Raw genomic sequence first — 26,763 nt, 5'->3', positions numbered from 1 at the left:
CTACACCGACATCTTTGCGTTCATCGTGCTCATCATCATCCTGACGCTGCGCCCCTCGGGCCTGCTGGGTGAGCGTGTGGCCGATCGCGCCTGAGGAGCCTCACACCATGAAGATACAGAACACCAAAACCAACTGGATCCTCGGCGCCGTCGCGCTGCTGGTGCTGCCGCTGATCCTGCAATACTTTGGCAACGCCTGGGTGCGCATTGCCGACCTGGCCCTGCTGTACGTGCTGCTGGCCCTGGGCCTGAACATCGTGGTCGGCTACGCCGGCCTGCTGGATCTGGGCTACGTGGCGTTCTACGCCGTGGGCGCCTATCTGTTTGCGTTGATGGCTTCACCGCACTTGGCGGACAACTTTGCGGCGTTTGCCGCCATGTTCCCCAACGGGCTTCACACCTCGCTGTGGCTGGTCATACCGCTAGCGGCGTTGTTAGCGGCGTTCTTCGGTGCGCTGCTCGGGGCGCCCACGCTCAAGTTGCGGGGCGACTACCTGGCCATCGTGACGCTGGGCTTCGGTGAAATCGTCCGCATCTTCCTGAATAACCTCGACCACCCCGCCAACCTGACCAACGGCCCCAAGGGCCTGGGCCAGATCGACTCGGTCAAGATTTTCGGGCTGGACCTGGGCAAACGCCTGGAGCTGTTTGGCTTCGACATCAGCTCGGTGACGCTGTACTACTACCTGTTCCTGGTGCTCGTGGTGATCTCCGTGATCATCTGCTACCGCCTGCAGGATTCGCGCATCGGCCGGGCCTGGATGGCCATCCGTGAAGACGAAATTGCCGCCAAGGCCATGGGCATCAACACCCGCAACATGAAGTTGCTGGCCTTCGGCATGGGTGCTTCGTTTGGTGGCGTGGCGGGCGCCATGTTCGGTGCGTTCCAGGGCTTCGTGTCGCCCGAGTCGTTCAGCCTGATGGAGTCGGTCATGATCGTCGCCATGGTGGTGCTGGGTGGTATCGGCCATATCCCGGGCGTGATTCTGGGTGCCGTGCTGCTGTCGGCGCTGCCTGAAGTGCTGCGTTATGTCGCAGGCCCGCTGCAGGCCATGACGGACGGCCGTCTGGACTCCGCCATCCTGCGCCAGCTGCTGATTGCGCTGGCCATGATCATCATCATGCTGTTGCGTCCCCGTGGTTTGTGGCCAGCGCCCGACCACGGCAAGAGCCTCACGCAGAAGACCTGAACACCGCAGAAAGTCAGAACATGGCAGAGAACACTCACAATTCAGCCAAAGACGTGGTGCTGAAGGTTGCAGGCATTTCCAAGCGTTTTGGTGGCCTGCAAGCCCTCTCCGACGTGGGCATCACCATTGAGCGAGGCCAGGTCTATGGCCTGATCGGTCCCAACGGCGCAGGCAAAACCACGTTCTTCAACGTGATCACCGGCCTGTACACACCCGACAGCGGCACCTTCGAGCTGGCGGGCAAGCCCTACGAGCCCACCGCCGTGCACGAAGTGGCCAAGGCAGGCATTGCGCGCACCTTCCAGAACATCCGCCTGTTTTCGGACATGACGGCGCTCGAAAACGTGATGGTCGGCCGGCACATTCGCACCAAATCGGGGCTTCTGGGCGCCGTGTTGCGCACCAAAGGCTTCAAGGAAGAAGAAGCGGCCATTGCCAAGCGTGCACAAGAATTGCTCGACTACGTGGGCATCGGCAAGTTTGCCGACTACAAGGCGCGCACTTTGAGCTACGGCGACCAGCGCCGCCTGGAAATCGCCCGCGCTTTGGCTACCGACCCGCAGCTGATCGCCCTGGACGAACCTGCCGCAGGCATGAACGCCACCGAAAAGGTGCTGCTGCGCGAGCTGATCGACCGCATCCGCAACGACAACCGCACCATCTTGCTCATCGAACATGATGTGAAGCTGGTGATGGGCCTGTGCGACCGCGTGACCGTGCTCGACTACGGCAAACAGATCGCCGAAGGTACGCCTGCCACTGTGCAGAAGAACGAAAAAGTGATTGAGGCCTATCTGGGCACCGGAGGACATTGAGAATGGCCGAAAAATCCAACAAGGTACTGCTGCAGGTCAAGGGCCTGAAAGTGGCCTACGGCGGTATCCAGGCCGTCAAGGGCGTGGACTTTGAAGTGCGTGAGGGCGAACTGGTCTCGCTGATCGGCTCCAACGGCGCCGGCAAGACCACCACCATGAAGGCCATCACGGGCACGTTGCCCTTGGGCGACGGCAGCATTGAGTACCTGGGCGAAAGCATCAAGGGCAAAGGCGCCTGGGACCTGGTCAAGAAGGGCCTCGTGATGGTGCCGGAAGGCCGCGGCGTGTTTGCGCGCATGACCATCACCGAGAACCTGCAGATGGGCGCATACCTGCGCCGGGACAAGGCGGGCATCGTGGCGGACATCGAGAAGATGTTCACCATCTTCCCGCGCCTGCGCGAGCGCAAGGACCAGCTGGCCGGCACCATGTCGGGCGGTGAACAGCAAATGCTGGCCATGGGCCGCGCGCTGATGAGCCAGCCCAAGGTGCTGCTGCTGGACGAGCCCTCCATGGGTCTGTCCCCCATCATGGTGGACAAGATCTTTGAAGTGGTGCGCGATGTGTACGCCCTGGGCGTCACCATCTTGCTGGTGGAGCAGAACGCCAGCCGTGCGCTGGCCATTGCCGACCGCGGTTATGTGATGGAGTCTGGACTGATCACCATGTCCGGCCCCGGCCAGGACCTGCTGAACGACCCCAAGGTGCGCGCTGCCTACCTGGGCGAGTAAAACTACGCAGCCATCTGGCCTGCGTGCCGTGCCTCACAACGGCATTGAAAAAGGGCGCGATCCGCAAGGCTCGCGCCCTTTTTTGATCGAAACCGCTGCTGGTTGTCAGAAGCGGTACTGCACGCCCACCGTGGTCAGCTTGACGTCGGCATTGCCATCCGAGAACTTGAACTTGTGGTTCTCCCACTCCACCACAGCCGCCCATTGGGGCGTAAACGCCCAGCGGGCACCCAGGCCGTACGACAGGCCAAACCCGTCTTCCTTGCCCGTCTGCACGCCCGTGCCAGCCTGCGCCGAGGTGCGCGTGCGACCGTAGGTGGTACCCACCTTGCCGAACACGTCAAACTGCTCGCTCAGTGGCGCGCGGCCCACCAGGCTCAGGTTGAACCCGTGCGCTTTCGTGTCACCGCCCAGGCGGTGTGCTTTGCCCGCGTCGATATAGCCAAACTCCACGCCCATATTGGGATGGAAGAAACCGCCGGTGTAGAGCTTGAGTGCAGAGTCGGAATTGTCAGAGGCCAGACCCGCAGGGCCGCTGTTCAGATCGTATTTGGACCGGCCACCGCTGATGCCGACGTAGCCGTCCTGGGTGTACGGAACCCATGAGCTGCGGTCAGCGCGTGCGGGGGATGTGGAGGAAGAGGTCTGCGCCTGGGCGCTCATCGCTGCGCAAGCGACGGCCAGGGCGACAGGAAGAAAACGGAAAGAGGTTGTCATCGTTCGGGGTCCTTGGGGGCGGGGTCTCGTGGGAACACTAGGGTGAGAAAGCGCGCGTGACACCGCCGTTGCTGGTGGTTTATCGCGTCATCGCGCGCTGGGCGAACGTTCAATTTAGGGGCCATCCTGCCCAGAGCCTGTGGGCTCACGGGGTCCGTGTCCGTAGGACTGGGCTGACCTGCACGCCTGTACGGCGGAGGGGTATGTGGCAGGCGTAGCAAGTGAAACGGCGTGCGCAGAGGTGCTATGTTTTATATAGCTACTAGCGCTTTTGTATCAAGCGCTAGAGGCCATTTTTATACATAATCTGTCTTCCAGCAGTCCGCGCCCGTCCCGGTGCGGCGTTACGTCCCACTTCTCGCTCCACGCTTTGTAGGCCACCCTATGACCGCGCTTCAATCCTTGCCCATTTCTCTGCAGACCATCTTGCTTTTGGTGGCCAGCAACATCTTCATGACCTTCGCCTGGTATGGGCACCTCAAAAGCCTGGCCACCTCGCCGTGGTACATCGCGGCCTTGGTGAGCTGGGGCATTGCCCTGTTTGAATATCTGCTGCAAGTGCCTGCCAACCGCATCGGCTACACGCAGTTCAACGTGGGGCAGCTCAAGATCATGCAAGAGGTGATCACGCTGGCGGTGTTTGTGCCGTTTGCGGTGTTCTACATGGGGCAGCCGCTCAAATGGGACTATCTGTGGGCAGGCTTGTGCCTGGTGGGCGCGGTGTATTTCATCTTTCGCGGCGCCTGACCGCGCGGCAGCAGCCAGAGGGTTTGCCGCTTTTTGAAACCCCCATGGGCCGTCAGGGCACACGGTTAAACTCCGCGGGTCACAAAATAGTCATGCAATCGACATGGCTTTGTCATTGTTCAGAAATCTGACCCCGATCCAGGAGCTTCCATGCTGTTTGCCAAACTGTTGCCACGCGAAGGCAACTTTTTCGAAATGTTCAACCAGCATGCGGACCGCATCGTCGAGGCGGCCCGTGCCTTCTCGCAACTGGTGGCCAACTACAACGACCCGCACCTGCGCGACAAATACAACCAGGACGTGGACAACGCCGAGCGTGCGGCCGACCGCGTCACACACGACGTCAACAAGGCCATCCACAAGACGTTCATCACCCCCATCGACCGCGAGCAGATCCACACGCTGATCAACACGATGGACGACGTGGCCGACCTGATCCAGGATTCGGCAGAGACCATGGCGCTGTACGACGTGCGCCACATGACGGAGGAAATCACCCGCCTCACGGACCTGAGCTTGAAGTGCTGCGAGCGTGTGCGCGACGCCGTCAAGCTGCTCGACAAGATTGCCGACCCCGCCGTGGCCGAGGCCGCGCTCAAGACCTGTGAAGAGATTGACAAGCTGGAGTCGGACGCCGATCGCGTGATGCGCAGCGCGATGAGCAAGCTGTTCCGCGAAGAGCCCGATGTGCGCGAGGTGATCAAGCTCAAGGCCATCTATGAGCTGCTGGAAACGATCACCGACAAGTGCGAAGACGTCGCCAACTGCATCGAGGGCATCGTCCTCGAAAACTCCTGATTCCCGCGGGCTGATCAGCATGGAAACCGTACAAACGGCCCTGTGGGTTGTGGTGATGCTCGTGGCGTTGGCGATCCTGTTCGACTTCATGAACGGGTTTCACGACGCCGCCAACTCAATAGCCACGGTGGTGTCCACCGGTGTGCTCAAGCCCGGACAGGCAGTGTTGTTCGCGGCATTTTTTAATTTCATCGCGATTTTTGTCTTTCACCTCAGCGTGGCAGCTACCGTCGGCAAGGGCATTGTTCAACCCGGCATCGTGGACACGCACGTGGTTTTTGGTGCCTTGGTGGGGGCCATCAGCTGGAACGTGATCACCTGGTACTACGGCATCCCCAGCAGCTCGTCGCACGCGCTGATCGGTGGCATTGTGGGTGCGGTGATTGCGAAGGCCGGAGCGGGCGCATTGATCTCGTCCGGCATCCTGAAAACGGTGGCGTTTATCTTTGTGTCGCCGCTGCTCGGATTTTTGCTGGGCTCTCTCATGATGGTGGCGGTGGCGTGGATCTTCCGCCGGGCGCGACCCAGCCGCGTGGACAAGTGGTTCCGGCGCCTGCAACTGGTGTCGGCGGGCGCATACAGCCTGGGCCACGGCGGCAACGACGCGCAAAAAACCATCGGCATCATCTGGTTGCTGCTGATTGCGACGGGGTACACCGCGGCGTCCGACGCGTCGCCCCCCGTGTGGACCATCGTGAGTTGCTACGCCGCCATCGGCCTGGGCACTATGTTCGGCGGCTGGCGCATCGTCAAGACCATGGGCCAGAAGATCACAAAGCTCAAGCCTGTGGGTGGCTTTTGTGCCGAAACGGGCGGGGCGATCACGCTGTTTATGGCCACCATGCTGGGCATTCCGGTGTCCACCACCCACACCATCACTGGCGCCATCGTGGGTGTGGGCTCCACCCAGCGCGCCAGCGCGGTGCGTTGGGGCGTGGCGGGCAACATCGTGTGGGCGTGGGTGCTGACCATCCCGGCCAGCGCCTTTGTGGCAGCGGTGGCGTACTGGATCAGCCTTCAGATCTTCTGACCGGGTCGTGTTGTCTGTTGGTGAAATTGCTGCTATTTTGATAGCTATATGCGCAATGTAGATAAGCGCTAGAGCCCAATTTGATTCAAATTTCGCAGTCCGATAGGCTGAGCGCGTCGGCAGCGTTGGCTGCGACGCCGCTCGGTTTTATTGCGAAATTTTTCGGGCTTCTTCGATCTGGTACTCAAAGTACCTTTGAAAGCTGAACGCCAGGCTGGCCATGAGCACGGTGGTGCCAAAAAGCAAGGACACCACGATGGCGCCAATGGTGATCCACCGGGTTTGCCCGGCCGCCGCGTCGGTGGGGGTCGTGGGGTTGTAGCGCGCGTTCCACGCTTCGGGTGTCATCAGCGCGTACAGGATGGCGCGCAGCGCGCAGCCTGCAATCGTGAAGCCCAGCAGGGGGATCAGGATCCAGCTGTAGTGGTCGTCCTGCCCCAGTTCCTGCACCCGCTGAATGCCGTAGATGCCCAAAGCCGTTGGAATAGGCAGCAGCCAGCCGAGCATGTCGGTCAGGCCGTGCAGATAAAAGCGGTGCAGACCCAGCGGCCCGCCCACAAAGGCGAGCCAGGCCGCCACGGTTTTGTTTTTCATCGCCGGGCCGCCCCAAGATGAAAGACGGCCCCCTCAGGGGGCAGCGACCACACGAAGTGGGGAGCGTGGGGGTAATGTTTCATCGCCGGGCCGCCCCAAGATGAAAAGCGGCCCCCTCGGGGGGGGGCAGTGACCACACGAAGTGGGGAGCGTGGGGGTAATTTTTCATGGGCCGATTATTCAGGCGAAGTGGTGTCGCCTGCGCCAAGGGTCTTTTCCATCAGCACAATGTCGCGCCACGCGCCGAACTTCCAGCCTACCGAGCGCATGACGCCCACCTCGGTAAACCCAAGCGCCCGGTGTACGCCAATTGAGCCCGCATTGGCAGAGTCGCCAATCACGGCCAACAGCTTGCGCACACCCGCGGCCTCGGCCTGTACCGCCAGCTCGGTCAGCAGTTTGCGGCCCAGGCCCATGCCGCGGGCTTCCTCGGCCATGTAGATGGAGTCTTCGGCCGAAAAGCGGTAGGCCGGGCGTGGCTTGAACCAATTGGCATAGGCAAAGCCCAGCACCTTGCCGTCTTGTTCGGCCACCAGCCACGGCAGGCCACGCGCCAGCACATCGGCACGGCGGCCGGCCATGTCGGTTTCAGATGGGGGATCTATTTCGAAGGTGCCCGTGCCGTGGAGCACATGGTGTTGGTAAATGGCGGTCATTGCAGCGATGTCGCTGTCAGTGCTGGGGCGGATATTGAGCATGTCAGGGAGAAGTGGATATAATCGCGGGCTTTGCAGCGTGTCGCTGGCCGGGTGGCCATGTCGCGTGTCTCAAGCGTTGCGAATATGGTTGCGTACACAGTGGCTCAAGGCAAATGTTGCCGGAGTTCACCACCCGAAGGATAAATCATGGTCGTCATTCGACTTTCCCGCGGCGGCTCTAAAGGTCGTCCTTTCTTCAATATCGTCGTTGCTGACAAGCGCGTGCGCCGTGATGGCCGCTTCATCGAGCGCATCGGCTTCTACAACCCCACCGCCAAGGAAACCGAAGAAGGCCTGCGCATCGTTCAAGATCGCCTGTCCTACTGGGTTGGCGTGGGCGCTCAAACGTCGCCTACCGTGGACCGTTTGATCACGCAAGCTGCCAAGAAGGCTGCTTAATGCTCCCTTACATGGGCGGGTTCCGCGGGCATGCCCAGCGGAACCCGCCCTTTTCTTTTTGTATTGCGCACACCATGGCCACGACCCTGACCCTCGAACCCGCAGAACTTCCGCCCGATGCGATTGAGGTGGGGCATATTGCCGACGCCTGGGGCGTCAAAGGCTGGTTCAAAGTGGTTCCCTACAGCTCCAACGCTGAGGCGCTGTTCGCGGCCAAGCGCTGGTATCTGCAGCCTTCGGACCGGGGCGCCAAGTCCTTCACGGGTACTGCGCTGTTGTCGATCCGGCAAGCCAAGGACCACTCGGACACCGTGGTGGCCTGGGCCCAGGGTATTGACGACCGCAATGGCGCCGAGGCCTTGCGCGGCGCGCGCATTTTTGTACCGCGGTCGAGCTTTCCGTCCACCACCGAAGACGAGTACTACTGGGTCGATCTGATTGGACTGGATGTCATCAACCGCGAAGGTGTGGCGCTGGGCCAGGTGCGAGAACTGCTGTCTACCGGCCCGCAAACCGTGCTGGTTCTGGCGTATGAACAAGACGGAAAAGCGCACGAGCGCATGATTCCTTTTGTCTCGGCCTTTGTCGACAAGGTGGAGTTGCCCGAAAAGCGCATCACCGTCGACTGGCAGCCAGACTACTAAAGTCGCTTTGCCACGCCGTAGCGCTGCGCACCATGCGCTTTGACATCATTACCCTGTTCCCCGAGCTGTTCGCGCCCTTTTTGGCGAGCGGCGTAACCCGGCGTGCCTATGCCAGCGGACAGGTTGATGTGCGGCTATGGAACCCACGCGACCAGGCGGAAGGCAACTACCGCCGCGTGGATGACCGGCCTTTCGGCGGTGGCCCGGGCATGGTCATGATGGCCGAGCCTCTGGCGCGGTGCCTGGCGGCCATCCGTGCTGAGCGCGGCGAGGATGTGGCATCGCAGGCGCCCGTGGTGCTGTTTTCCCCCATCGGTGAACCCCTGAACCACGGCGCGGTAGAGCGCTGGTCTGCCAGCGCTGGTGCGGTGTTGCTGTGTGGACGCTACGAAGGCATCGATCAGCGATTCATCGATGCACACGTGAATGTGCAGATTAGCCTGGGCGACTTTGTGTTATCCGGCGGTGAAATTGCTGCCATTGCACTGCTCGATGCGGTGGCCCGTTTGCAGCCAGGTGTGCTCAATGACGAGGGCAGCCACCAACTCGACAGCTTTAATCCCGCATTGGATGGCCTGCTGGATTGCCCCCACTACACACGCCCCGAAGAGTGGGCCGGGCAGCAGGTGCCTGCCGCGCTGATGTCGGGCCACCACGCGCAGATTGAGCGTTGGCGGCGCGACCAGCGCCTGGCGATTACGGCCCGGCACCGTCCGGATCTGATTGACGCAGCCCGCCAGGCAGGGCGTCTGGGCAAGGCGGATGAAGCGGTATTGGCCAAGCTCGCTTGAATTGTTATAATCAGAGGCTTTTCGATCCTCTGGCCGGCCGTTTTGACAGGGAGTTCTCCCGCAAAACACTGAGACGTCAATCCCGACGCAGCCATTTTTGGCGCGGACAAGATCGTTGGACATCAAACATGAACCTGATTCAGACCCTGGAAGCGGAAGAAATTGCCCGCTTGAACAAGACCATCCCCGAATTCGCCCCTGGTGACACCGTCATCGTGAGCGTGAACGTGGTGGAAGGTACCCGCAAGCGCGTGCAGGCTTACGAAGGCGTGGTGATTGCCAAGCGCAATCGCGGCCTGAACAGCGGCTTCACCGTGCGCAAGATCTCCAGCGGTGAAGGTGTGGAGCGTACGTTCCAGACCTACAGCCCGCTGATCGCTGGCATCGAAGTCAAGCGCCGTGGTGACGTGCGCCGTGCCAAGCTGTACTACCTGCGTGACCGCAGCGGCAAGTCGGCACGTATCAAGGAAAAGCTGCCTTCGCGCGTCAACAAGGTCAAGGCTGCAGCCACCGCCGCATAAGGCGCGGGCTCGTCCTGACCCTAGCCGCTACAGCATCTGCCTGTAGCGGCTTTTTGCTTTTTGCGGTCGTCTTTTGTTTTGTACTGAATCCCTTGTCGTGAACCCGTCTCCCACCCCCGCGTCATCGGTGATCGCGCCTCTCTCGACGCTTCCCGATTTTGATCCCCGCCTTGTGCCCGTGCTGGGTGTGGATGCGCACTTGCCAGCGGTACCTCGCGAGGCGCAGACGCCAGAGGCCCTGCGCGCCCGTTTTGCGCAGCCACCCCGGTGGGAGCCCGAGGTGGTGCTGGAGAAGAAGTTCATGAACCGCGAGCCCGCCCACGCGTCGGTGCTGCTGGCCATCGTGCTGCGCGAGGAACCGATGGTGCTGCTGACCGAGCGCACGGCGCACCTGTCAACGCATTCCGGGCAGGTGGCTTTTCCGGGCGGCCGCGCCGACCCGGAAGATGCATCGCCTTCAGACACCGCCTTGCGCGAAGCCTACGAAGAAGTTGGATTGGGTCGGGAGTTTGTCGAGGTGCTGGGCCATTTGCCCCTCTACGTGACGGGCTCGTCGTTCATCATTACGCCGGTGGTGGCGCTGGTGCAGCCCGATTGCGTGCTCACCCCCAATCCTTACGAAGTGGCAGATCTGTTTGAAGTGCCGCTGGCTTTTCTGCTCAATCCGGCCAACCACCAGCGCCATGTGTTTGACAGGGACGGTGTGCACCGGGAATGGTTTTCCATGCCGTATCAGGATGGTCCCAAGAACCACTACATCTGGGGCGCCACCGCGGGCATGTTGCGCAACTTCTATCGCTTCATGCAGGCTGGATGAAGCCCCCCTGAGTCGCTTCACGCCTTCCCCCGGAGGGGGACGCCCCCAGCGCGGCGGGGCGGCCCTTGCGCGGGGACACTGGCTTAGGTCGTGCCAGTCTTGCGGGCTGTGGGTGTGTTGCAGAGGTTCTGCGTAAACACGTGCTCCTGTGACTTGGCCCCAGTATCATTGCCCCCCATGAGTTTCTTCGCCATTCTGTTCGCTTTGCTGATCGAGCAGGCACGACCTCTGGCACGCAGCAACCCCATTCATGCAGGCCTGCGCGCCTGGGCGTTGTCCGTGAGCCGCAATTTTGATGCGGGCAAATCCCACCATGGCTGGGTGGCCTGGAGCCTTGCGGTGCTGCTCCCTGCGTTGATCACGCTGGCCATCCATTGGTTGTTGTTGTGGGGGCTCGGCTGGCCTTTTGCGGTGCTTTGGAGTGTGGCGGTGCTGTACGTCACGCTGGGGTTTCGCCAGTTCAGCCACCATTTCACGGGGATTCGGGATGCGCTGGAAGAGGGCGACGAAGATGCCGCCCGCGAGCGTTTGGCGCATTGGCAACAAGTCGATGTGGGCGCACTGCCGCGCAGCGAAATCGTGCGCCACGTGATCGAGTATTCGGTGCTGGCCGCGCACCGGCATGTGTTTGGGGTGCTGGCGTGGTTTTCGGTGCTTGCTGCCTTGGGGCTTGGACCCACCGGTGCCGTGTTGTACCGGCTGGCGGAGTTTGTATCGCGCTACTGGCACTACAAGCGGCGTGCAGGCGCGCAGCCTGCGAGCGAGTCGCTTCAGAGCGCTTCTGCTCAGGCCTGGACGGCTGTTGACTGGCTGCCTGCCCGACTCACCGCCTTGAGCTTTGCTGTGGTGGGCAGTTTTGAAGAAGCCATCGAAGGCTGGCGTTTTCATGCGCAGCGTTTTCCCAACGACAACGACGGCGTGGTGCTGGCGGCTACGGCGGGAGCCATCAACGTGCGCCTGGGTGGCGAGGCTTTGAAGGCTCGCACTGAACTGCACACCCCCCAGGGCCTCGAGATTGACGCCGACATGGCAGACAGCGACTCCACCCCCGGGCGCGCGCCTGAAGTGGCGCATCTGCGCAGCGTGGTGGGGTTGGTGTGGCGCTCTGTGGTGGTCTGGATGCTGCTGTTGGCGTTGTTAACCCTGGCCCGGTTGCTGGGCTAACTAAGCTGGCGGCATCGTTTGATGCCGGAGCCGATGCGCAGTCTGCTCCGCTGGAGTCAATAGCGTCAGTAGCGTGTGTGACTGAGTTCGTCAAATAGATCACTATAAATTTTATAGCGTGTAGCGCTTATTCCACCTGCGCTAGCGCCTGTTTTGACTGCATCAAGTACTCCGCAGCCTGGCTCGTGCAGGTGGGTGCAGTTGTAGAACTTGCAGTGGGTGGCGTGTGCGGCAATGTCAGGCATGCACGCGGCCAACTGCATGGGCGCAATGTGATGCAGCCCAAACTCCTGAAAACCTGGCGAATCGATCAGCGCTGTAGTGCGCTCTTTGTCCATCCAGTACCAGTGCGTGCTGGTGGTCGTGTGTTTGCCTGAGTTCAGTGCCTGCGAGATCTCGCCGGTGAGCACGGTGGCTCCCGGCACCAACAGATTGATCAACGTGCTTTTGCCTGAGCCCGAGGGGCCCAGCACCAGCGTGGTCTTGCCAGCAAGATGCTCCATCAGCAAGGCGCGGTCGACATCGCTGGAGAGCGCCAGCGACAGTGGCAGCACGCCATAGTGCTTGCCTTCCCCCATGTGGCGGTAGGGCAGCAGCCGCTCCCAGGCGCGGGCGAACGGCTCGACCAGGTCACTCTTGTTCAGCGCAATGATGGGTGTGATGCCCTCGGCTTCTGCCGCAATCAAGGCCCTGGCCAGCTGGCTTTCAGAAAACACGGGCTCGGCAGCAATCAGGATGAGTACCTGGTCCAGGTTGGCGGCAAACGACTTGGTGCGGATCTCGTCCTGGCGGTAAAAAAGATTGCGGCGCTCCTTGACCTTTTCGATCGTGCCTTCTTCGCCTTGGCCAGGGGGGGGCGCCTGCCACAGCACATGGTCGCCCACCACCGCCTGGCTTTTTTTGCCGCGGGGGTGGCATATGCGTCGCGCGCCGTCTGGCGTTTCGACCATGCAATGGCGCCCATGGCTGGCCACCACGGTTCCTTCCATGAGGGCGCTGCGTTCAGCCATGGGGTGTGTGTTGGGTCATGCGGTCAGGCCACCAGCGCGTCAAACTGGGTGGCGCACTCAAAGTCGGTGGCCGAGATTCCGTTCACATCGTGAGTGTTCAGGCGCACCACGCAGCGGTTGTAGTGCACTGACAGGTCGGGGTGGTGGTCCTGTGCGTTGGCAACAAAGGCCAATGCGTTCACAAACGAAATCGTTTCGTAGTAGTTGGCAAAGTGATACGTCTTCTCGATGGCTACGTCGGCACCATCGCCGGTCAGTTTCCAGCCTTCGATTTTGGCCAGGTTTGCTACAATTTCTGTAGCTGTCAGCGCACGTCGAGTAAGCGCTGACCAGTCTTTTTTCTTCAGCATAGTGGTCATGGTTGTGCAGGTAGTTGCATGCGTGCCAGCCGTTCGGTGGCGGGTGGATGCGAGTAGTAGAACTTCACGTACACCGGGTCGGGTGTGAGGGTGGAGGCATTGTCTTCGTACAGTTTGAGCAGTGCCGACGAAAGGTCGGTGCCACTGGCTTGGGCGACGGCGTAGGCGTCTGCTTGAAACTCATGGCGACGGGAGAGCTGCGAAAAAACGGGGGAGATGAAAAAGGTGAAAACGGGCAGCACCAGCATGAAAAGCAGCAATGCCAGCGCATCGTTGGGCGCTGCAGCAGCCACTGCCGCGTCGAAGGAGATATTGGGCGCCACGCCCAGGCCTGTGTAGAACCACACCTGTGTGGACAACCAGCCCAGCAGCGCAAACCCTGCCAGGCTCAGTCCAAACATGGTCACGATGCGCTGAATGATGTGCCGGTGCTTGAAATGCCCCAGCTCATGGGCCAATACCGCCTCGACTTCACCCGGGGCCAATTGCCGCAAAAGCGTGTCGTAGAAAACCACACGCTTGGCCGCGCCAAACCCTGTGAAGTAAGCGTTGGCATGGGCACTGCGGCGGCTGCCATCCATCACAAAAAGTCCTTTGGCCGAAAAGCCGCAGCGTTGCATCAACGCCGTGACGCGCGCCTTCAGGGATTCATCCTCCAGGGGCTGGAACTTGTTGAACATGGGGGCAATAAAGGTGGGGTAGATCACCATGAGCAGCAGGTTGAACCCCATCCAGAACGCCCATGCCCATAGCCACCAAACCGGGCCCGCTGCGCCCATCAGCCAGAGGATCAGCGCAGCCACGGGCAAACCGATGATCGCTCCGACCACCAGGCCTTTGAGGGCGTCTGCCAGCCACAGGCGCCAGGTCATTTTGTTGAAGCCAAAGCGTTCTTCCACCACAAAAGTCTGGTACAGCGACAGAGGCAGGTCGATAGCGCCACTGATGGCTGCAAACGCTACCAACAACGCCAACTGCTGCCAAAAACCACCGCCCAGTACGGCAAGCAAGACCTGGTTCAGGGCATCCAAACCGCCGAGCAGCGTCCAGCCGAGCAGCACTGCAGCCCCCAGGGCCATCTCCAGCATGCCCAGCCGGGCTTTGGTGATGGTGTAGTCGGCTGCTTTTTGGTGCGCGGCCAGTGCAATCCGCTCGGCAAAGGGGGCGGGGACCTCGGCGCGGTGGCGCGCCACATGGCGAACCTGGCGGCTTGCAAGCCAGAATTTGAGCGCGAGACCCAGTACAAGTGCGGCGGCAAACGCCAGCGTGAGCGCCACGGAAGGCGAAAAAGTGTCGGTGAATGGGTCTATGGTGGGCATGTGCGGCGAGTTTAGGCCATCGGCGACAATGCGCGCCATGTCAGAAGCCAACAACCCCACCCCTCCCGCGCTTGCGAAATCCGACCAGAACCTTGTCTGGCTCGACTGCGAAATGACGGGCCTTGAACCCGATACAGACCGTTTGCTGGAGATCGCCGTTGTCGTGACGGGTCCCAGTCTGGAGCCTCGCATCGAAGGCCCTGTTTTTGTGATTCACCAGTCAGATGAACTGTTGAACAAGATGGACGCCTGGAACAAAGGCACCCACGGTCGCAGCGGTCTGATCGACAAGGTGAAGGCATCTACCGTGACCGAAGAAGAGGCCGAGCAGCAGATCATCGCGTTCTTGAGTCGCTACGTGCCCAAGGGCACAGCGCCGATGTGTGGCAACAGCATTGGTCAAGACAGGCGCTTTCTGGTGCGCTATATGCCCAAGCTCGAAAGGTTCTTCCATTACCGCAACATCGATGTCAGCACCCTGAAGGAGCTGGCCAAGCGCTGGAAGCCTGAGGCCTACACCAGCTTCAAGAAGGCCCAAAAACATACCGCATTGGCAGATGTGCACGAATCCATCGAGGAGTTGGCGCATTACCGGCAACACCTGTTGTCGGTGTAGGTTGCCCAGGAGGCGTCGGCCAGAGCGACGTCGTTCTGGCGCTTCTTTGTAAAAGGGTATTGCGGGGAAACCCTAAAGCATGCAATAATCGCTGGCTGCGCAGGAATCACTACGCAGATTGTGCATCTCCCCTCACACACCGGGCTTGCCAGCCGACTGTTTTGACAGTTCAGGACTGGCGAATAACGCCCACCCGCACCGACCTTCAGCATAGAGTCAGCGCAGGTTTCGTTTGATGGTTGATGTTTTTTAACCATTTAACGAAGCCACTCACGGGCTGCGCCTGTGATCGTCTTCGTGAGAGAAAAATCATGACCGACACCTCTTTGGTGCAGGGCGAATTCGCGCCTGCAGATACTTCCTTTGCTGCCGACCTTTCTGTGCAGTCTTCCCCTCTGGATGCAGTGATTGCTTCCGCCGACACTGAAGCCGATGCGGCTGTCACCGCCGAACCCAATGGCTTCGTCGAGCTGGGCCTGGCCCCTGAACTCGTTCAGGCCGTAGCCGACCTGGGCTACACCCAGCCTACAGGCGTGCAACTCAAGGCCATTCCCCTGGCCATGGGCGGTGGCAATGACTCCACCAAATTCATCGACCTGATGGTCTCCAGCCAGACAGGCTCTGGCAAGACTGCCGCCTTCCTGCTGCCTGTGCTGCACACGCTGATCAACCAGCAAGCCGCTGCCGAAGCCGAAGAACGCGCTGCTTTCGAGCGCTCCGTGGCTGAAGCCGCTGAGCGTGGCGAACCGGCTCCCAAGCGCGCCAAGCGCAAGGACCCCACCAGCTCGCGCAACTTCAAGGCCGCCACCCCAGGTGCTCTGATCGTTTGCCCCACGCGCGAATTGGCGCAACAGGTTGCACATGACGCCATCGACCTCGTCAAGCATTGCCGTGGCCTGCGCGTTGCCAACGTGGTGGGCGGCATGCCTTACCAGTTGCAGATCGCCAAGCTGCAGAACGCCGACCTGGTGGTCGCCACCCCCGGCCGCCTGCTGGACCTGCAGCGCTCGATGCAGATCAAGCTCGACAAGGTGCAATTCCTGGTCGTCGACGAAGCCGACCGCATGCTCGACCTAGGTTTTTCGGACGATCTGGCCGAACTGAATCAGCTGACCAGCCAGCGCAAGCAGACCATGATGTTCAGCGCCACATTCGCGCCCCGCATCCAGCAACTGGCTATGCGCGTGATGCACGACGGCGGTTCGTCGGTCCAGAAGGTGACCATCGATTCTCCGCAAGAGAAGCACGCCAACATCAAGCAGATGCTGTACTGGGCCGACAATGCCCAGCACAAGCGCAAGCTGCTGGACCACTGGCTGCGTGACACCACGATCAACCAGGCCATCGTTTTCGCCAGCACCCAGGTGGAGTGCGACGGCCTGGCCAATGACCTGCAGCAGGAAGGCTTCTCGGCCGTGGCACTGCACGGTGCCCTGAGCCAGGGCCTGCGCAACCGCCGCCTGATGGCGCTGCGCGCCGGCCAGGTGCAGATCCTGGTGGCGACCGATGTGGCTGCGCGCGGCATCGACGTGCCCACGATCACCCACGTGTTCAACTTCGGCCTGCCCATGAAGGCAGAGGACTACACCCACCGCATCGGCCGTACCGGCCGTGCCGGCCGCGACGGCCTGGCTGTGACCTTCGCCGAGTTCCGCGATCGCCGCAAGATTTTCGACATCGAAAGCTACAGCCGCCAGCAGTTCAAGGCAGAAGTGATTGTCGGCATGGAGCCTTCACAGCGTTCGCCCCAGGCACCTCGTGGTGGCGATTTCGGCGGTGGCGGTGGCCGTGGCGCCCCAGGCCGTTCGTACGACAACCGTGAGAATCCATCGCGTGGCCGTTTCGGTGGTCCGGCCCGCAGCGGCGGTGACCGTGGTGGCAATGACCGTGGCGGTTTCGGTGGTGGCTTTGGCGGCGGGTTCGCTGGCCGTGGCAGCGACAACCGCGGCGCCCCCCAAGGTGGTGGCCGTGAAGGTGGCTACCAGGGTGGCAATGGTGGCGGCGGCTACGGCGCTCCCCGTGAAGACCGCGGCTTTGGTGGCGGCGCTCCCCGCCGTGACGCTGGTGACAGCTATGGCCGCAAGCCAGGCTTTGGCGACGCCGGCCAGGGCCGCTTCGCTCCCCGCGCCGACGCAGGTGCCCCACGTGGTGACTTCGCTCCGCGCAAGCCCGCTTTCTCCAAGCCAGCTGGCGCTGGAGGTGCCAAGCCGTTCGTGGCACACGACGCCCGCAAGCGTCCTGCACGTCCCGCACGCTGATCTTCTGTGCTGAACCCTGTTTGCAGGGTTTACAAAGGGCTGGCTCCGCAAGGTGTCAGTCCTTTTTTGCGTGGGTGCTGCACTCAGGCTCGGTTTTCGCCAGCCATGTCGTCAATAATTGCCCACGGAGGAAATTGTAGTGGTGTCATCTCTATCCTCGGGGGCCGATTACGAGCACATGTTCGAGTTGACGCCCGTGTCGTTGTGGCTGGAGGACTTCAGCGAACTTAAGCAGCTGTTCGACGGTTGGCGCGCGCAGGGGGTGACAGATATCCGTGCCCATCTGGCCCAGGACCGGGCCCGCCTGCGCCAGTGCAGTGGCTCTTTGCGCGTCCTGCAGGTCAACCGCCGCACACTCGAGTTGTTCTCTGCCGACAGCCTGGAACATCTGGTCGCCAACCTCGACAAGGTCTTTCGCGACGACCGGCACGATACCGCCGCGCACGAGCTGGCGCAGCTGTGGGACGGGCAGCTGGAGTTCTCCAACCAGACCGTGAACTACGCGCTCGATGGCCGGCGCCTGGACGTGCAGGTGCGTGCGCGCATCCTGCCCGGCCACGAGCACGACTGGAGCCGTGTGCTCGTTTCGCTCGAAGACAACACCGTGCAGTTCAACGATGCGCGCCGCATCCAGCGCAGCGAGCAGTACGCGCGCGACCTGTTCGAGCATTCGCCCGTGTCGCTGTGGGTCGAGGACTTCAGCGCGGTCAAGAACCTGCTCGATGGCGTGCGTGCCCAGGGCATCGGCGATTTCAAGACCTTCCTCAAGGTGCACCCGGACTTCGTGGCCCGCTGCATGCAGGAGATCCGCGTCATCGACGTGAACCAGCAGACCTTGCGCATGTTCGGTGCCTCCAGCAAGGAGATGCTGCTCAACAGCATCGGCCGCGTGTTCCGTGGCGAGATGCACGAGTCCTTTGGCGAGCAGCTGCAGGACCTGTGGGAGGGCAAGACCTTCCAGCAGCGCGAGGTGGTGAACTATTCGCTCTCGGGCGATGCGGTGAACATCCACATGCAGTTCTCGGTGCCCGACAGCCACCGGCACGACTGGGGCCTGGTGCTTCTGTCGCTGGTGGACATCACTGCGCGCAAGAAGGCCGAAGCCTACCTCGAGTACCTGGGCAAGCACGACGTGCTGACCCAGTTGCGCAACCGCGCCTTCTATGCCGAAGAACTCAACCGGCTCACGCGCAAGGGGCCCTGGCCGCTGTCCATCATCGCCATCGACCTCAACGGCCTCAAGGTCGTCAACGATGAGCAGGGCCATGCAGCCGGCGACTCCATGCTGCGCCGGGTCGGCGAGGTGCTGGCCAAGGCCGTGGATGCCCCGGCCTGCGCGGCACGCATCGGTGGCGACGAGTTCACCGTGCTGCTGCCGGGCACCGACGAGCGTGGCGCCGTGGCATTGCAGGAGCGCATCATCTCCATGCTGGACCTGAACAACCAGTTTTACCCCGGCCAGCACCTGAGCCTGGCCATGGGCATCGCCAGCTGCCAGTCCGGCGATGCGGTGGAGGCCACCATCAATCGTGCCGACCAGGCCATGTACGCGGAAAAGAACCGCTACTACCAGCAAAAGAACATCGACCGCCGGCAACCGGGGTCGTGATGCCGGAGCCGGTGCTGGGGCGGGTCAGAGATTGATGGGCATGCGGCCGATGTCGGGCCAGCGGTGGTGCAGGTAGATCCAGGCCAGCATGCCGATGCCCATCATCAGCAAGGATGACAGGGCCAGCAAAATGGTCGAATGCATCACCAGCGGGGCGATCACGCCCGCCACCAGTCCGTTGGCAGTGGAACCCACAAAGGCCTGCATCGACGAGGCCATGCCCCGCCGCTCGGGGTACAGGTCCAGCACCAGCAGGGTCACCACCGGCACCATGAGGGCCCAGCCAAAGGCAAACACCGCAATCGGCAGCAGTGCCCACCAGGCATGCACAGGGAGCAGCAGGTTGGCCGCCAGGTTCAGCAGTGCCACCGTGAACATGATCAGAAAGCCGTGGCGGATCTGCCGCTTGGGCGGAATGCGCCCCGCCAGGCGCCCGCTGAGCCACGCTCCGCCCATGATGCCCGAGATGGTGAGGATGAAGAACCAGAAGAACTGCGTGGGCGCCAGCGACAGGTGATCGCCCAGGAAGGCTGGCGCCGACAGCACGTACAGGAACATGCCATTGAAGGGCACACCGCTGGCCAGCGCCAGCAGCACGAAGCGCGCGCTCGAACCCAGCTGCATGTAGCCCTGCATCAGGTGGCGCATGTTGAAGGGCTGGCGCTGCTCGATGTGCAGCGTCTCAGGCAGCAGCCGGTAGTTGGCCGTCCACAGCACCACGCCCACCAGGGTCAGGAACCAGAAGATGCTGTGCCAGCCGGTGTGCACGAATAGCCAGCCACCCACGATGGGCGCGATGGCCGGGGCCACGCCGAAGTAGATCGTGACCTGGCTCATCACCTTCTGGGCCTGGGCGGGCGGGAACATGTCGCGGATCACCGCCCGCGAGACCACGATGCCCGCGCCCGTGGACAGGCCTTGCAGCGCACGGAACACCACCAGCTGACCGATGGTCTGCGATAGCGCGCAGCCCGCCGATGCCAGCGTGAACACTGCAATGCCCCAGAGGATTACCGGCCTGCGGCCGAAGCTGTCGGCCAGCGCGCCGTGGAACAGGCTCATGAAGGCAAAGCCGAACAAGTAGGCCGACAGCGTCTGCTGCATCTCCACCGGCGTGGCACCCAGCGCCGCCGCGATGCCCGAAAACGCCGGGATGTAGGTGTCGATGGAGAACGGCCCCAGCATGCCCAGCACCGCCAGCAGCACCGCCAGGGCCCAACGGGGTGCTTTCCAGAGCAGGTGGGCTTGTGGGTTCATCGTTGGATGGTATGTCGCTTGGGCAATAAAAAAGCCTGCTACTTTGGGTAGCAGGCTTTTTATGCCCGAGGGCTTTGATTTGGTGGGTCCTGAGTGACTCGAACACTCGACCTACGGATTAAGAGTCCGCTGCTCTACCAACTGAGCTAAGAACCCAAATCTAAAATTTGTCTGCGTTGCTGCAGAGCCTCGAATTATGCATCAGTTTTTTGGTGCTTGGCAAGTAGCCCCCAATTTATTGCATTGCATTGCGGCTGGCAAGCTCTACAAAAAGTCCGCTGTGGTCCAGCTCGCCCAGTCCATGTTCGACACCCTCTGCGTACAGATTTTCGAAAAGCGCCGTGATGGGTGCGTCAAAGCCAATCTCGCCTGCTGTGGCGAGGGCGTTGCGCATGTCTTTGAGTTGTACCGCCATGCGGCCGCGCGGGGCGAAATCTCGGTCCACCATGCGCTGGCCGTGCAGTTGCAGGATGCGGCTGTCGGCAAAACCGCCGCTGATGGCCTCGCGCACCTTGGCCATGTCGGCACCGCCTTTGGCTGCGAACAACAGCGCTTCGGCCACGGCACCGATGGTGATGCCAACGATCATCTGGTTGGCCAACTTGGTCAGTTGGCCCGCGCCATGGGGACCGACGTGGGTGGCGCGGCCAAAGGCGGCAAACACGGGTTGCGCCCGCGCAAAGTCTTCGGCCCGCCCGCCCACAAGGATGGCGAGGGTTCCGTTTTCAGCGCCCACCGTACCGCCGGACACTGGTGCATCCAGGTGGGTTAAACCCATTTCCCCTAATCGCGCCGCATGGTCGCGGGCTTCGCGGGGCTGAATGGACGCCATGTCGATAAATAGTGCGCCTTTGCGCATGGCCTGCGCAGCGCCCATCTCAAACAGCACTTGCCCCACCACTGGGCCACTCTCCAGCAGGCTCACCACCATGTCAGCACCGCGTACCGCATCGGCCGCGGCGGAGTGCACGGCGATGCCGAATGCCTCCAGCGGCTCGGCTTTTGCCCTGGTGCGATTCCAGGCGTGAACCTGGTGTCCGGCCTCTTGCAGGCGGCACGCCATGGGGCGCCCCATCATGCCGATGCCCAAAACAGCGATGCGAAGCGGTGTGGTTGTCATGGCGTCATTCTCTTTTTTGAACGTTGTCTCTGAACGCATCATGGGCTTTTTTGGTGCGTGTCCCTGTCAAGGAGCTTGCAGCGTGGCCTGATTGCAAAGATGATGGCCGCGCAACGAGGGTTTCATCCAAAGGAGACTTCACCCATGACCTTGCCCCTGAACGACCCCGCCTGGCTGGAGCGCATGTACAACAACCGCGCGCTGGTGCCAGACCACATGGACTACCTGCAGCGCTGGGCCCTGGATTCGGCCCAGGTGCGTGCCAATGTGCCGTGTGTGCTGGATGTGGCCTATGGCCCGGGTTTGGGCGAGACGTTGGACATCTTCCCATCCGCGCGTGCGCCTGCTGCGCCCGGGGCGGGCGTCCCGGTGCTGGTATTCATTCATGGCGGGTACTGGCGATCGCTCGACAAATCAGACCATTCGTTCATCGCGCCCCCGTTCACGCAAGCGGGGTTTTGTGTCGTCAACCTGAACTACGCGCTGTGTCCGGGAACGCCAGAAGCGCCCGTGACGATTCCTCACATCGTGCGGCAGATGGAGAAGGCGCTGGGTTGGGTCTACAACCACATTGCAGGCCATGGAGGCGACCCCAAACGCATCACCGTGGCAGGACATTCGGCAGGCGGGCAGTTGGCCGCGATGCTGTTGACCAGTGTCTGGCCTTTGATCGGCAAAGGCCTTCCGGACGGGCTGGTGCGCAATGCGCTGTCCATCTCGGGCGTGCATGATCTGGATCCGATCATGTACACCCCGATGTACCAGTCGGTCTTGCATCTGACCGAACAGCAGGTGCTGCAATGCAGCCCCTCCCGGCTGCTGGAGCCGCCCGCAGGGCAGTTGTATTGTGTGGTTGGGGGTGACGAAAGCCCCGAGTTCTTGCGGCAGAACCAACTGATGCAGAACGCCTGGGGCAGCCACTTTGTGCCCCGCAGCCAAGCCTTGCCAGGGCTGCACCACTTCAGCATCGTGGATGCCTTGGCGAAACCCGGACATGACCTGCACCACATGGCGCTGAATCTGCTGCGCGCCTGACCCTTGGCGCGCAGCAAACGCAGGGTTCACATCAACAGGTGCTCGCCTGCGTTGTCGCCGCCCAGGATTACGTAGTTCACCTTGCGGACATCCATCAGCTTTTTGCCACCCGCATAGCTGATGGAGCTTTGCACGTCCTGCTCCATCTCGATCAGCGTGTTGGCCAGCTTGCCCTTGATGGGTTCCAAGATGCGCTTGCCTTCGACGTGTTTGTATTCGCCCTTGTTGAAGTCGCTGGCCGAGCCGTAGTATTCCTTGAACAGCGCGCCATCCACTTCCACGGTCTCACCGGGTGACTCCTCGTGGCCCGCAAACAGCGAGCCGATCATCACCATGCTGGCGCCGAAACGGATGCTCTTGGCGATGTCACCGTGGCTGCGAATACCGCCGTCGGCAATGATGGGCTTGGTCGCCACGCGGGCACACCACTTGAGGGCTGACAGCTGCCAGCCGCCCGTGCCAAAACCCGTCTTGAGCTTGGTAATACACACCTTGCCCGGGCCCACGCCCACCTTGGTGGCGTCGGCGCCCCAGTTCTCCAGGTCGATGATGGCTTCGGGCGTGGCCACGTTGCCTGCAATCACAAACGCCTTGGGCAGCTTGGCCTTGAGGTAGCCAATCATGTTCTTCACGCTGTCGGCATGGCCATGGGCGATGTCGATCGTGATGTATTCGGGAGTGAGCCCCAGTGTCACCAATTGGTCCACGGTGTCGTAGTCGGGCTTTTTCACGCCCAGCGAGATCGACGCGTAACAGCCCTTAGCATGCATGTCTTTCACGAACTGGATGTTGTCCAGGTCGAACCGGTGCATCACATAAAAGTAGCCGTTCTCGGCCATCCAGGCGCAGATTTTTTCGTCCACCACCGTTTTCATGTTGGCGGGCACCACTGGGATGCGGAACGAGCGGCCGCCCAGTTCCACGCTGGCGTCGCATTCCGAGCGGCTCTCCACGCGGCATTTGCGGGGCAGCAGCAAAACGTTGTCGTAGTCGAAGATTTCCATCAGATTCCAAGCTCCATCAAGGGACGCAGCAAAACAATTTCTGCTGCGGTGGGCGCTTGGCTTTCAGACCGGCTTTGTGAGCGTGAACGTGATAGTCCACACCGAACCCTGCTGAGCGCAGGCACAAAAAAACCGGACGTCAAGAAACTTGGGCCCGGTGATTGATTCTACCCGCCTCAAAAATGGCCGTCATAACGGCGGCGGTATTACCTGCATACGGACTGGGCTGCTGCCACGATGCGGCCTGTGGGGTCTTGCACCCAGCCCACCAAGTGCAGCCGTTCTGCATTGGCGCCCTCGGCGATGCGCATGGACCGGGCCTCCATCCAGCGGTGAGCGCTGCCCTGGGTGGGCTTGTCTTGGGGGCCCCAGGTGCCCTGCAGCATGTTTCTGACGATCTGGCGGGGCACGGCGGTCCCATCTGTGCCTGCAGGAACAGCTTCGACCAGCAGAAGATGAAAACTCCAGCGGCTGTCCGGTGTGTTGTGCCGCGGCGCCGCGCGCGACGGGGTGAACGCGATCGCAGTCCCCAGGTAGTCGTTGAACGGCAAACCTTGGGCCACCCGCAGCTTGGAAGGGGATGGCGCTTCCACCGTGGCGATGTGCACATCGGTGGTTGCGGGCAGCTTGCGGCCCAAGGCTTGCAGGCGCACCAGGGCATCGTTGGTGGCGGCGGCCGACAGCGGGGCGTCGTCAGCAGCGCGGCCCGGCACGATCCAGTCCAGCACCATCGCACCGGCCGCGGCAGAGGGTGCGGGTGTTTTTGCGTCGCTCCAGCAGGCTTCGCAGTCGGCGCTGATGAAGCGTTCGAACACAACCACGGGCTGGGGTGCGCCGTCGCTGCTGCAACTGGCCTGAGCCAGCGCGTAAGGGGCATTTACCAGCGCCAGCAGAGCGGCCAGGGTGGGGGCAATGTTTTTCATGGGGCAGGGCGGTGGGGAGCGGGCGCTTTCTACAATGGCCGCATGTTCCCACAAGACCCGTTTTCGGGCGCGCCAGATGCCCTGGTGCCCCCACACTCCGGTGCCGCCTCGGCCGCATCGCCCCTTCTGGCCCATCTGAACGACGAGCAACTGGCCGCCGTCACGCTGCCCGCAGGCCACGCACTGATTCTGGCGGGTGCAGGCTCAGGCAAGACCCGCGTGCTCACCACCCGCATCGCCTGGTTGATGCAAAACGGCTACGCCACGCCCGGCGGCATTCTGGCCGTTACTTTCACCAACAAGGCCGCCAAGGAGATGGTGGCGCGCCTGTCGGCCATGTTGCCCGTCAACGTGCGCGGCATGTGGATTGGCACCTTCCACGGCCTGTGCAACCGGCTTTTGCGCGCGCACCACAAGGCGGCGGGGCTGTCTCAGTCTTTCCAGATCCTCGATACGCAAGACCAGCTCTCCGCCATCAAGCGCCTGTGCAAGCAGCACAACGTGGACGACGAGCGTTTTCCGCCCAAGCAGCTGTCCTACTTCATTGCCAATTGCAAGGAAGAAGGACTGCGCCCCGGCGATGTGGAGACGCATGACAGCGATGCACGCAGAAAGGTCGAGATCTACCAGCTGTACGAAGAACAATGCCAGCGAGAAGGCGTGGTGGATTTTGGCGAGCTGATGCTGCGCAGCTACGAGCTGCTGCGCGACAACGACCCGATCCGCGAGCACTACCAGCGCCGCTTTGCGCACATCCTGGTCGATGAGTTCCAGGACACCAACAAACTGCAGTACGCCTGGCTCAAGCAACTGGCGGGTAACGAAGTGGGTGGGCGTTTTGAAGCCCGCGGCAGCGTGATTGCCGTGGGCGACGACGACCAGAGCATTTACGCGTTTCGCGGCGCACGCGTGGGCAACATGACCGACTTTGTGCGTGAGTTTGACGTGCAGCGCCAGATCAAGCTGGAGCAGAACTACCGCAGCTACAGCAACATTCTCGACTCGGCCAACGCCCTCATCAGCCACAACAGCCGCCGCCTTGGCAAGAACCTGCGCACCACGCAGGGCGCGGGCGAGCCCGTGCGTGTGTACGAGGCCAGCTCCGACCTGGCCGAGGCGCAGTGGATGGTCGATGAGATCAAGCAACTGGTGAAGAGCGACGGTTTTGAGCGCAAGGAAATCGCCGTGCTCTACCGCAGCAACGCGCAAAGCCGGGTGATCGAATCGGCGCTGTTCAATGCCAGCGTGCCCTACCGCGTGTACGGCGGCCTGCGCTTCTTCGAGCGCGCCGAAATCAAGCATGCGCTGGCCTACCTGCGCCTGCTGGAGAACCCGCACGACGACACCAGCTTCACGCGGGTCGTCAATTTTCCACCGCGTGGCATCGGCGCGCGCAGCATCGAGGTGCTGCAGGACGCCGCCCGCGCCGCAGGTTGCTCGCTGCACGATGCGGTGAGCGCCGTGCCCGGCAAGGCGGGCGCCAACCTGGGCGCGTTTGTGGCCATGGTGGATGTCCTGCGCGAGCAGACGCAGGGCCTGAACCTGCGCGGCATCATCGAGCAGATGCTCGAATCCACGGGCTTGCTGGAGCACTTTCGCACCGAGAAGGAAGGCGCCGACCGCATTGAGAACTTGCAGGAACTGGTCAACGCCGCCGAGAGTTTTGTCACGCAAGAAGGCTTTGGGCGCGATGCTGTAGCGCTGCCGCTCGATGAGCACGGCACACCACTAACCCAAAGTGCGCAAAGCCCGGTCAGCCAAGGAATCGACCCCAATGCCCCCGTTCTGGACGAACCGCTCAAACCTGCCATTCCCGGCATCGTGGACATCGACACCGGCGAAACCCTGTCGCCCCTGGCCGCCTTCCTGACCCACGCCGCACTGGAGGCGGGCGACAACCAGGCCCAGGCCGGTCAAGACGCCGTGCAGCTCATGACCGTGCACGCCAGCAAGGGCCTGGAGTTTGATGGCGTGTTCATCGGCGGAATGGAAGAGGGCCTGGTCCCGCATGAAAACTCCGCCAATGAGCGCGACGGCCTGGAAGAGGAACGCCGCTTGATGTACGTGGCCATCACCCGCGCCCGCAAGCGCCTGTACCTGAGCCACTCGCAAACACGCATGCTGCACGGCCAGACGCGCTACAACATCAAGAGCCGTTTCTTTGACGAGCTGCCTGAGGCCGCGCTCAAGTGGATCACGCCCAAGCAACAGGGGTTTGGATCGTATGCTCCTAATTCAGGAGCTGGTAGCGCTTATGGATCAAGCGCTAGAGGCCAATTTGGCTTTAAATCCGAGACATTCGCCAGCCCGCCCGTGCCGGTGCAGAAGACCGCACCATCCCACGGCCTGCGCGCAGGCACCAACGTGTTCCACACCAAGTTCGGCGAAGGCAAGGTGCTGGTCATTGAAGGCACGGGCGACGATGCGCGTGCGCAGGTCAACTTCCCGCGCCACGGCACCAAGTGGCTGGCGCTCAGCGTGGCCAAGTTGACGGTGGTGGAGTAAGCGCTCCATCTGAAAAGGGCGGGTGAGCACACCCGCCCGTAAGTGAATGAATACAAATTGGACGATCCATAGATAGGGATTGGACGGTTGAA

General features: G+C 61.9%; 27 protein-coding genes and 1 tRNA gene. 17 read left to right on the top strand and 11 right to left on the bottom strand.

The annotated features are described in order from the left end of the window. Positions 1-107 precede the first annotated feature (107 nt). The 3 genes from ACK41V_RS15220 to ACK41V_RS15210 are packed head-to-tail and all read left to right on the top strand — an operon-like array spanning position 108 to position 2,736. A complete protein-coding gene (locus tag ACK41V_RS15220; protein WP_409783444.1) occupies positions 108-1,190 on the top strand; it encodes an ABC transporter permease subunit in 1,083 nt (360 codons plus the stop codon). 20 nt (positions 1,191-1,210) lie between these two features. Beyond that, complete coding sequence (locus ACK41V_RS15215) at positions 1,211-2,005, top strand: ABC transporter ATP-binding protein (protein WP_409783443.1); 795 nt, start codon at positions 1,211-1,213, stop codon at positions 2,003-2,005. A gap of 2 nt (positions 2,006-2,007) precedes the next feature. Next, positions 2,008-2,736, top strand: coding sequence for an ABC transporter ATP-binding protein (locus tag ACK41V_RS15210; protein WP_409783442.1), 729 nt, complete (start codon positions 2,008-2,010; stop codon positions 2,734-2,736). A 105-nt stretch (positions 2,737-2,841) separates the two neighbouring features. Here the strand turns inward: ACK41V_RS15210 and ACK41V_RS15205 are convergent, their stop codons facing one another. After that, positions 2,842-3,453 (bottom strand): outer membrane beta-barrel protein, encoded by a 612-nt coding sequence (locus tag ACK41V_RS15205; protein ID WP_409783441.1) that lies wholly within the window; start codon positions 3,451-3,453, stop codon positions 2,842-2,844. Positions 3,454-3,837: 384 nt separating this feature from the next. Here ACK41V_RS15205 and ACK41V_RS15200 point away from each other — a divergent pair, with 384 nt between their 5' ends. The 3 genes from ACK41V_RS15200 (at position 3,838) to ACK41V_RS15190 (ending at position 6,028) form a co-directional block, all read left to right on the top strand. Then, complete coding sequence (locus ACK41V_RS15200; RefSeq protein WP_409783440.1) at positions 3,838-4,200, top strand: DMT family protein; 363 nt, start codon at positions 3,838-3,840, stop codon at positions 4,198-4,200. Between the two features lie 150 nt (positions 4,201-4,350). Further along, positions 4,351-4,998, top strand: coding sequence for a DUF47 domain-containing protein (locus tag ACK41V_RS15195; RefSeq protein ID WP_409783439.1), 648 nt, complete (start codon positions 4,351-4,353; stop codon positions 4,996-4,998). 19 nt (positions 4,999-5,017) lie between these two features. Continuing rightward, positions 5,018-6,028 carry an inorganic phosphate transporter gene (locus tag ACK41V_RS15190; protein WP_409783438.1) on the top strand — a complete coding sequence of 337 codons (1,011 nt, stop codon included), beginning with the start codon at positions 5,018-5,020 and terminating at the stop codon, positions 6,026-6,028. A 147-nt stretch (positions 6,029-6,175) separates the two neighbouring features. Here ACK41V_RS15190 and ACK41V_RS15185 read toward each other — a convergent pair whose 3' ends face one another. Both ACK41V_RS15185 and ACK41V_RS15180 read right to left on the bottom strand, forming a co-directional pair. Continuing rightward, positions 6,176-6,622, bottom strand: a complete 447-nt coding sequence (locus ACK41V_RS15185) for a hypothetical protein (protein ID WP_409783437.1) — start codon at positions 6,620-6,622, stop codon at positions 6,176-6,178. Between the two features lie 176 nt (positions 6,623-6,798). Beyond that, entirely contained in the window at positions 6,799-7,320 is a 522-nt protein-coding gene (locus ACK41V_RS15180; protein ID WP_409783436.1) for an N-acetyltransferase family protein, read from the bottom strand. Between the two features lie 147 nt (positions 7,321-7,467). Here ACK41V_RS15180 and rpsP point away from each other — a divergent pair, with 147 nt between their 5' ends. The 6 genes from rpsP (at position 7,468) to ACK41V_RS15150 (ending at position 11,656) form a co-directional block, all read left to right on the top strand. Continuing rightward, on the top strand, positions 7,468-7,719 hold the full coding sequence (gene rpsP / locus ACK41V_RS15175) for a 30S ribosomal protein S16 (protein WP_409783435.1): 252 nt from the start codon (positions 7,468-7,470) through the stop codon (positions 7,717-7,719). Between the two features lie 74 nt (positions 7,720-7,793). Then, on the top strand, positions 7,794-8,363 hold the full coding sequence (rimM, locus tag ACK41V_RS15170) for a ribosome maturation factor RimM (protein ID WP_409783434.1): 570 nt from the start codon (positions 7,794-7,796) through the stop codon (positions 8,361-8,363). Positions 8,364-8,395: 32 nt separating this feature from the next. Further along, the gene (gene trmD, locus ACK41V_RS15165) at positions 8,396-9,154 is read left to right on the top strand and encodes a tRNA (guanosine(37)-N1)-methyltransferase TrmD (protein ID WP_409783433.1); all 759 of its coding nucleotides are present in this window, start codon (positions 8,396-8,398) and stop codon (positions 9,152-9,154) included. Between the two features lie 128 nt (positions 9,155-9,282). After that, positions 9,283-9,675, top strand: a complete 393-nt coding sequence (gene rplS / locus ACK41V_RS15160) for a 50S ribosomal protein L19 (RefSeq protein WP_409783432.1) — start codon at positions 9,283-9,285, stop codon at positions 9,673-9,675. A gap of 97 nt (positions 9,676-9,772) precedes the next feature. Further along, a complete protein-coding gene (locus tag ACK41V_RS15155) occupies positions 9,773-10,492 on the top strand; it encodes a CoA pyrophosphatase (protein ID WP_409783431.1) in 720 nt (239 codons plus the stop codon). A gap of 177 nt (positions 10,493-10,669) precedes the next feature. Further along, a complete protein-coding gene (locus tag ACK41V_RS15150) occupies positions 10,670-11,656 on the top strand; it encodes a CobD/CbiB family protein (protein ID WP_409783430.1) in 987 nt (328 codons plus the stop codon). Positions 11,657-11,721: 65 nt separating this feature from the next. On the opposite strand, the gene rsgA is transcribed toward ACK41V_RS15150, so the two are convergent. Genes rsgA through ACK41V_RS15135 form a run of 3 tightly spaced genes read right to left on the bottom strand, consistent with a single transcriptional unit; the run spans position 11,722 to position 14,344 of the window. Then, positions 11,722-12,666 carry a ribosome small subunit-dependent GTPase A gene (gene rsgA / locus ACK41V_RS15145; protein ID WP_409783429.1) on the bottom strand — a complete coding sequence of 315 codons (945 nt, stop codon included), beginning with the start codon at positions 12,664-12,666 and terminating at the stop codon, positions 11,722-11,724. Positions 12,667-12,689: 23 nt separating this feature from the next. Beyond that, positions 12,690-13,025 (bottom strand): 4a-hydroxytetrahydrobiopterin dehydratase, encoded by a 336-nt coding sequence (locus tag ACK41V_RS15140; protein ID WP_409783428.1) that lies wholly within the window; start codon positions 13,023-13,025, stop codon positions 12,690-12,692. Further along, complete coding sequence (locus ACK41V_RS15135) at positions 13,022-14,344, bottom strand: M48 family metallopeptidase (protein ID WP_409783427.1); 1,323 nt, start codon at positions 14,342-14,344, stop codon at positions 13,022-13,024. Before ACK41V_RS15135 ends, ACK41V_RS15140 begins: the two co-directional genes overlap by 4 nt. A gap of 37 nt (positions 14,345-14,381) precedes the next feature. On the opposite strand from ACK41V_RS15135, the gene orn reads away from it, so the two are divergent. The 3 genes from orn (at position 14,382) to ACK41V_RS15120 (ending at position 18,827) form a co-directional block, all read left to right on the top strand. Then, positions 14,382-14,960 (top strand): oligoribonuclease, encoded by a 579-nt coding sequence (gene orn, locus ACK41V_RS15130; RefSeq protein WP_409783426.1) that lies wholly within the window; start codon positions 14,382-14,384, stop codon positions 14,958-14,960. Positions 14,961-15,271: 311 nt separating this feature from the next. Next, positions 15,272-17,218, top strand: coding sequence for a DEAD/DEAH box helicase (locus tag ACK41V_RS15125; RefSeq protein WP_409783425.1), 1,947 nt, complete (start codon positions 15,272-15,274; stop codon positions 17,216-17,218). 139 nt (positions 17,219-17,357) lie between these two features. After that, entirely contained in the window at positions 17,358-18,827 is a 1,470-nt protein-coding gene (locus tag ACK41V_RS15120) for a diguanylate cyclase domain-containing protein (RefSeq protein ID WP_409783424.1), read from the top strand. 24 nt (positions 18,828-18,851) lie between these two features. On the opposite strand, the gene ACK41V_RS15115 is transcribed toward ACK41V_RS15120, so the two are convergent. The 3 genes from ACK41V_RS15115 to ACK41V_RS15105 all read right to left on the bottom strand — a co-directional run bounded on the left by ACK41V_RS15115 (position 18,852) and on the right by ACK41V_RS15105 (position 21,243). After that, positions 18,852-20,084 carry a multidrug effflux MFS transporter gene (locus tag ACK41V_RS15115; protein ID WP_409783423.1) on the bottom strand — a complete coding sequence of 411 codons (1,233 nt, stop codon included), beginning with the start codon at positions 20,082-20,084 and terminating at the stop codon, positions 18,852-18,854. A gap of 80 nt (positions 20,085-20,164) precedes the next feature. Beyond that, positions 20,165-20,240 (bottom strand) — tRNA-Lys (locus ACK41V_RS15110). A 79-nt stretch (positions 20,241-20,319) separates the two neighbouring features. Further along, a complete protein-coding gene (locus ACK41V_RS15105) occupies positions 20,320-21,243 on the bottom strand; it encodes an NAD(P)-dependent oxidoreductase (RefSeq protein ID WP_409783422.1) in 924 nt (307 codons plus the stop codon). A 105-nt stretch (positions 21,244-21,348) separates the two neighbouring features. Between ACK41V_RS15105 and ACK41V_RS15100 the strand changes: the two genes are divergently transcribed. Next, the gene (locus tag ACK41V_RS15100; protein WP_409783421.1) at positions 21,349-22,239 is read left to right on the top strand and encodes an alpha/beta hydrolase; all 891 of its coding nucleotides are present in this window, start codon (positions 21,349-21,351) and stop codon (positions 22,237-22,239) included. Between the two features lie 26 nt (positions 22,240-22,265). Here ACK41V_RS15100 and ACK41V_RS15095 read toward each other — a convergent pair whose 3' ends face one another. Both ACK41V_RS15095 and ACK41V_RS15090 read right to left on the bottom strand, forming a co-directional pair. After that, the gene (locus tag ACK41V_RS15095) at positions 22,266-23,243 is read right to left on the bottom strand and encodes a GMP reductase (RefSeq protein WP_409783420.1); all 978 of its coding nucleotides are present in this window, start codon (positions 23,241-23,243) and stop codon (positions 22,266-22,268) included. Between the two features lie 206 nt (positions 23,244-23,449). Next, positions 23,450-24,166, bottom strand: coding sequence for a hypothetical protein (locus tag ACK41V_RS15090; protein ID WP_409783419.1), 717 nt, complete (start codon positions 24,164-24,166; stop codon positions 23,450-23,452). Between the two features lie 42 nt (positions 24,167-24,208). On the opposite strand from ACK41V_RS15090, the gene ACK41V_RS15085 reads away from it, so the two are divergent. Further along, complete coding sequence (locus ACK41V_RS15085; RefSeq protein WP_409783418.1) at positions 24,209-26,671, top strand: UvrD-helicase domain-containing protein; 2,463 nt, start codon at positions 24,209-24,211, stop codon at positions 26,669-26,671. Positions 26,672-26,763: the final 92 nt, after the last annotated feature.

Source organism: Acidovorax sp., assembly GCF_046291265.1.
In the GTDB taxonomy this organism is placed as follows: Bacteria; Pseudomonadota; Gammaproteobacteria; order Burkholderiales; family Burkholderiaceae_C; genus Acidovorax.
This window is presented reverse-complemented; position numbering and strand designations above follow the sequence as displayed.

Bases quoted from the DNA above. Each gene is read 5' to 3' on its own strand.
- ACK41V_RS15090 (WP_409783419.1), bottom strand. From the start codon at position 24,166: ATGAAAAACATTGCCCCCACCCTGGCCGCTCTGCTGGCGCTGGTAAAT.
- orn (WP_409783426.1), top strand. From the start codon at position 14,382: ATGTCAGAAGCCAACAACCCCACCCCTCCCGCGCTTGCGAAATCCGAC.
- ACK41V_RS15140 (WP_409783428.1), bottom strand. From the start codon at position 13,025: ATGACCACTATGCTGAAGAAAAAAGACTGGTCAGCGCTTACTCGACGT.
- rplS (WP_409783432.1), top strand. From the start codon at position 9,283: ATGAACCTGATTCAGACCCTGGAAGCGGAAGAAATTGCCCGCTTGAAC.
- ACK41V_RS15150 (WP_409783430.1), top strand. From the start codon at position 10,670: ATGAGTTTCTTCGCCATTCTGTTCGCTTTGCTGATCGAGCAGGCACGA.
- ACK41V_RS15095 (WP_409783420.1), bottom strand. From the start codon at position 23,243: ATGGAAATCTTCGACTACGACAACGTTTTGCTGCTGCCCCGCAAATGC.
- ACK41V_RS15185 (WP_409783437.1), bottom strand. From the start codon at position 6,622: ATGAAAAACAAAACCGTGGCGGCCTGGCTCGCCTTTGTGGGCGGGCCG.
- trmD (WP_409783433.1), top strand. From the start codon at position 8,396: ATGCGCTTTGACATCATTACCCTGTTCCCCGAGCTGTTCGCGCCCTTT.
- ACK41V_RS15195 (WP_409783439.1), top strand. From the start codon at position 4,351: ATGCTGTTTGCCAAACTGTTGCCACGCGAAGGCAACTTTTTCGAAATG.
- ACK41V_RS15180 (WP_409783436.1), bottom strand. From the start codon at position 7,320: ATGCTCAATATCCGCCCCAGCACTGACAGCGACATCGCTGCAATGACC.
- ACK41V_RS15190 (WP_409783438.1), top strand. From the start codon at position 5,018: ATGGAAACCGTACAAACGGCCCTGTGGGTTGTGGTGATGCTCGTGGCG.
- ACK41V_RS15115 (WP_409783423.1), bottom strand. From the start codon at position 20,084: ATGAACCCACAAGCCCACCTGCTCTGGAAAGCACCCCGTTGGGCCCTG.
- ACK41V_RS15100 (WP_409783421.1), top strand. From the start codon at position 21,349: ATGACCTTGCCCCTGAACGACCCCGCCTGGCTGGAGCGCATGTACAAC.
- ACK41V_RS15125 (WP_409783425.1), top strand. From the start codon at position 15,272: ATGACCGACACCTCTTTGGTGCAGGGCGAATTCGCGCCTGCAGATACT.
- ACK41V_RS15135 (WP_409783427.1), bottom strand. From the start codon at position 14,344: ATGCCCACCATAGACCCATTCACCGACACTTTTTCGCCTTCCGTGGCG.
- ACK41V_RS15105 (WP_409783422.1), bottom strand. From the start codon at position 21,243: ATGCGTTCAGAGACAACGTTCAAAAAAGAGAATGACGCCATGACAACC.
- ACK41V_RS15085 (WP_409783418.1), top strand. From the start codon at position 24,209: ATGTTCCCACAAGACCCGTTTTCGGGCGCGCCAGATGCCCTGGTGCCC.
- ACK41V_RS15205 (WP_409783441.1), bottom strand. From the start codon at position 3,453: ATGACAACCTCTTTCCGTTTTCTTCCTGTCGCCCTGGCCGTCGCTTGC.
- ACK41V_RS15200 (WP_409783440.1), top strand. From the start codon at position 3,838: ATGACCGCGCTTCAATCCTTGCCCATTTCTCTGCAGACCATCTTGCTT.
- rsgA (WP_409783429.1), bottom strand. From the start codon at position 12,666: ATGGCTGAACGCAGCGCCCTCATGGAAGGAACCGTGGTGGCCAGCCAT.
- ACK41V_RS15210 (WP_409783442.1), top strand. From the start codon at position 2,008: ATGGCCGAAAAATCCAACAAGGTACTGCTGCAGGTCAAGGGCCTGAAA.
- rimM (WP_409783434.1), top strand. From the start codon at position 7,794: ATGGCCACGACCCTGACCCTCGAACCCGCAGAACTTCCGCCCGATGCG.
- ACK41V_RS15215 (WP_409783443.1), top strand. From the start codon at position 1,211: ATGGCAGAGAACACTCACAATTCAGCCAAAGACGTGGTGCTGAAGGTT.
- rpsP (WP_409783435.1), top strand. From the start codon at position 7,468: ATGGTCGTCATTCGACTTTCCCGCGGCGGCTCTAAAGGTCGTCCTTTC.
- ACK41V_RS15220 (WP_409783444.1), top strand. From the start codon at position 108: ATGAAGATACAGAACACCAAAACCAACTGGATCCTCGGCGCCGTCGCG.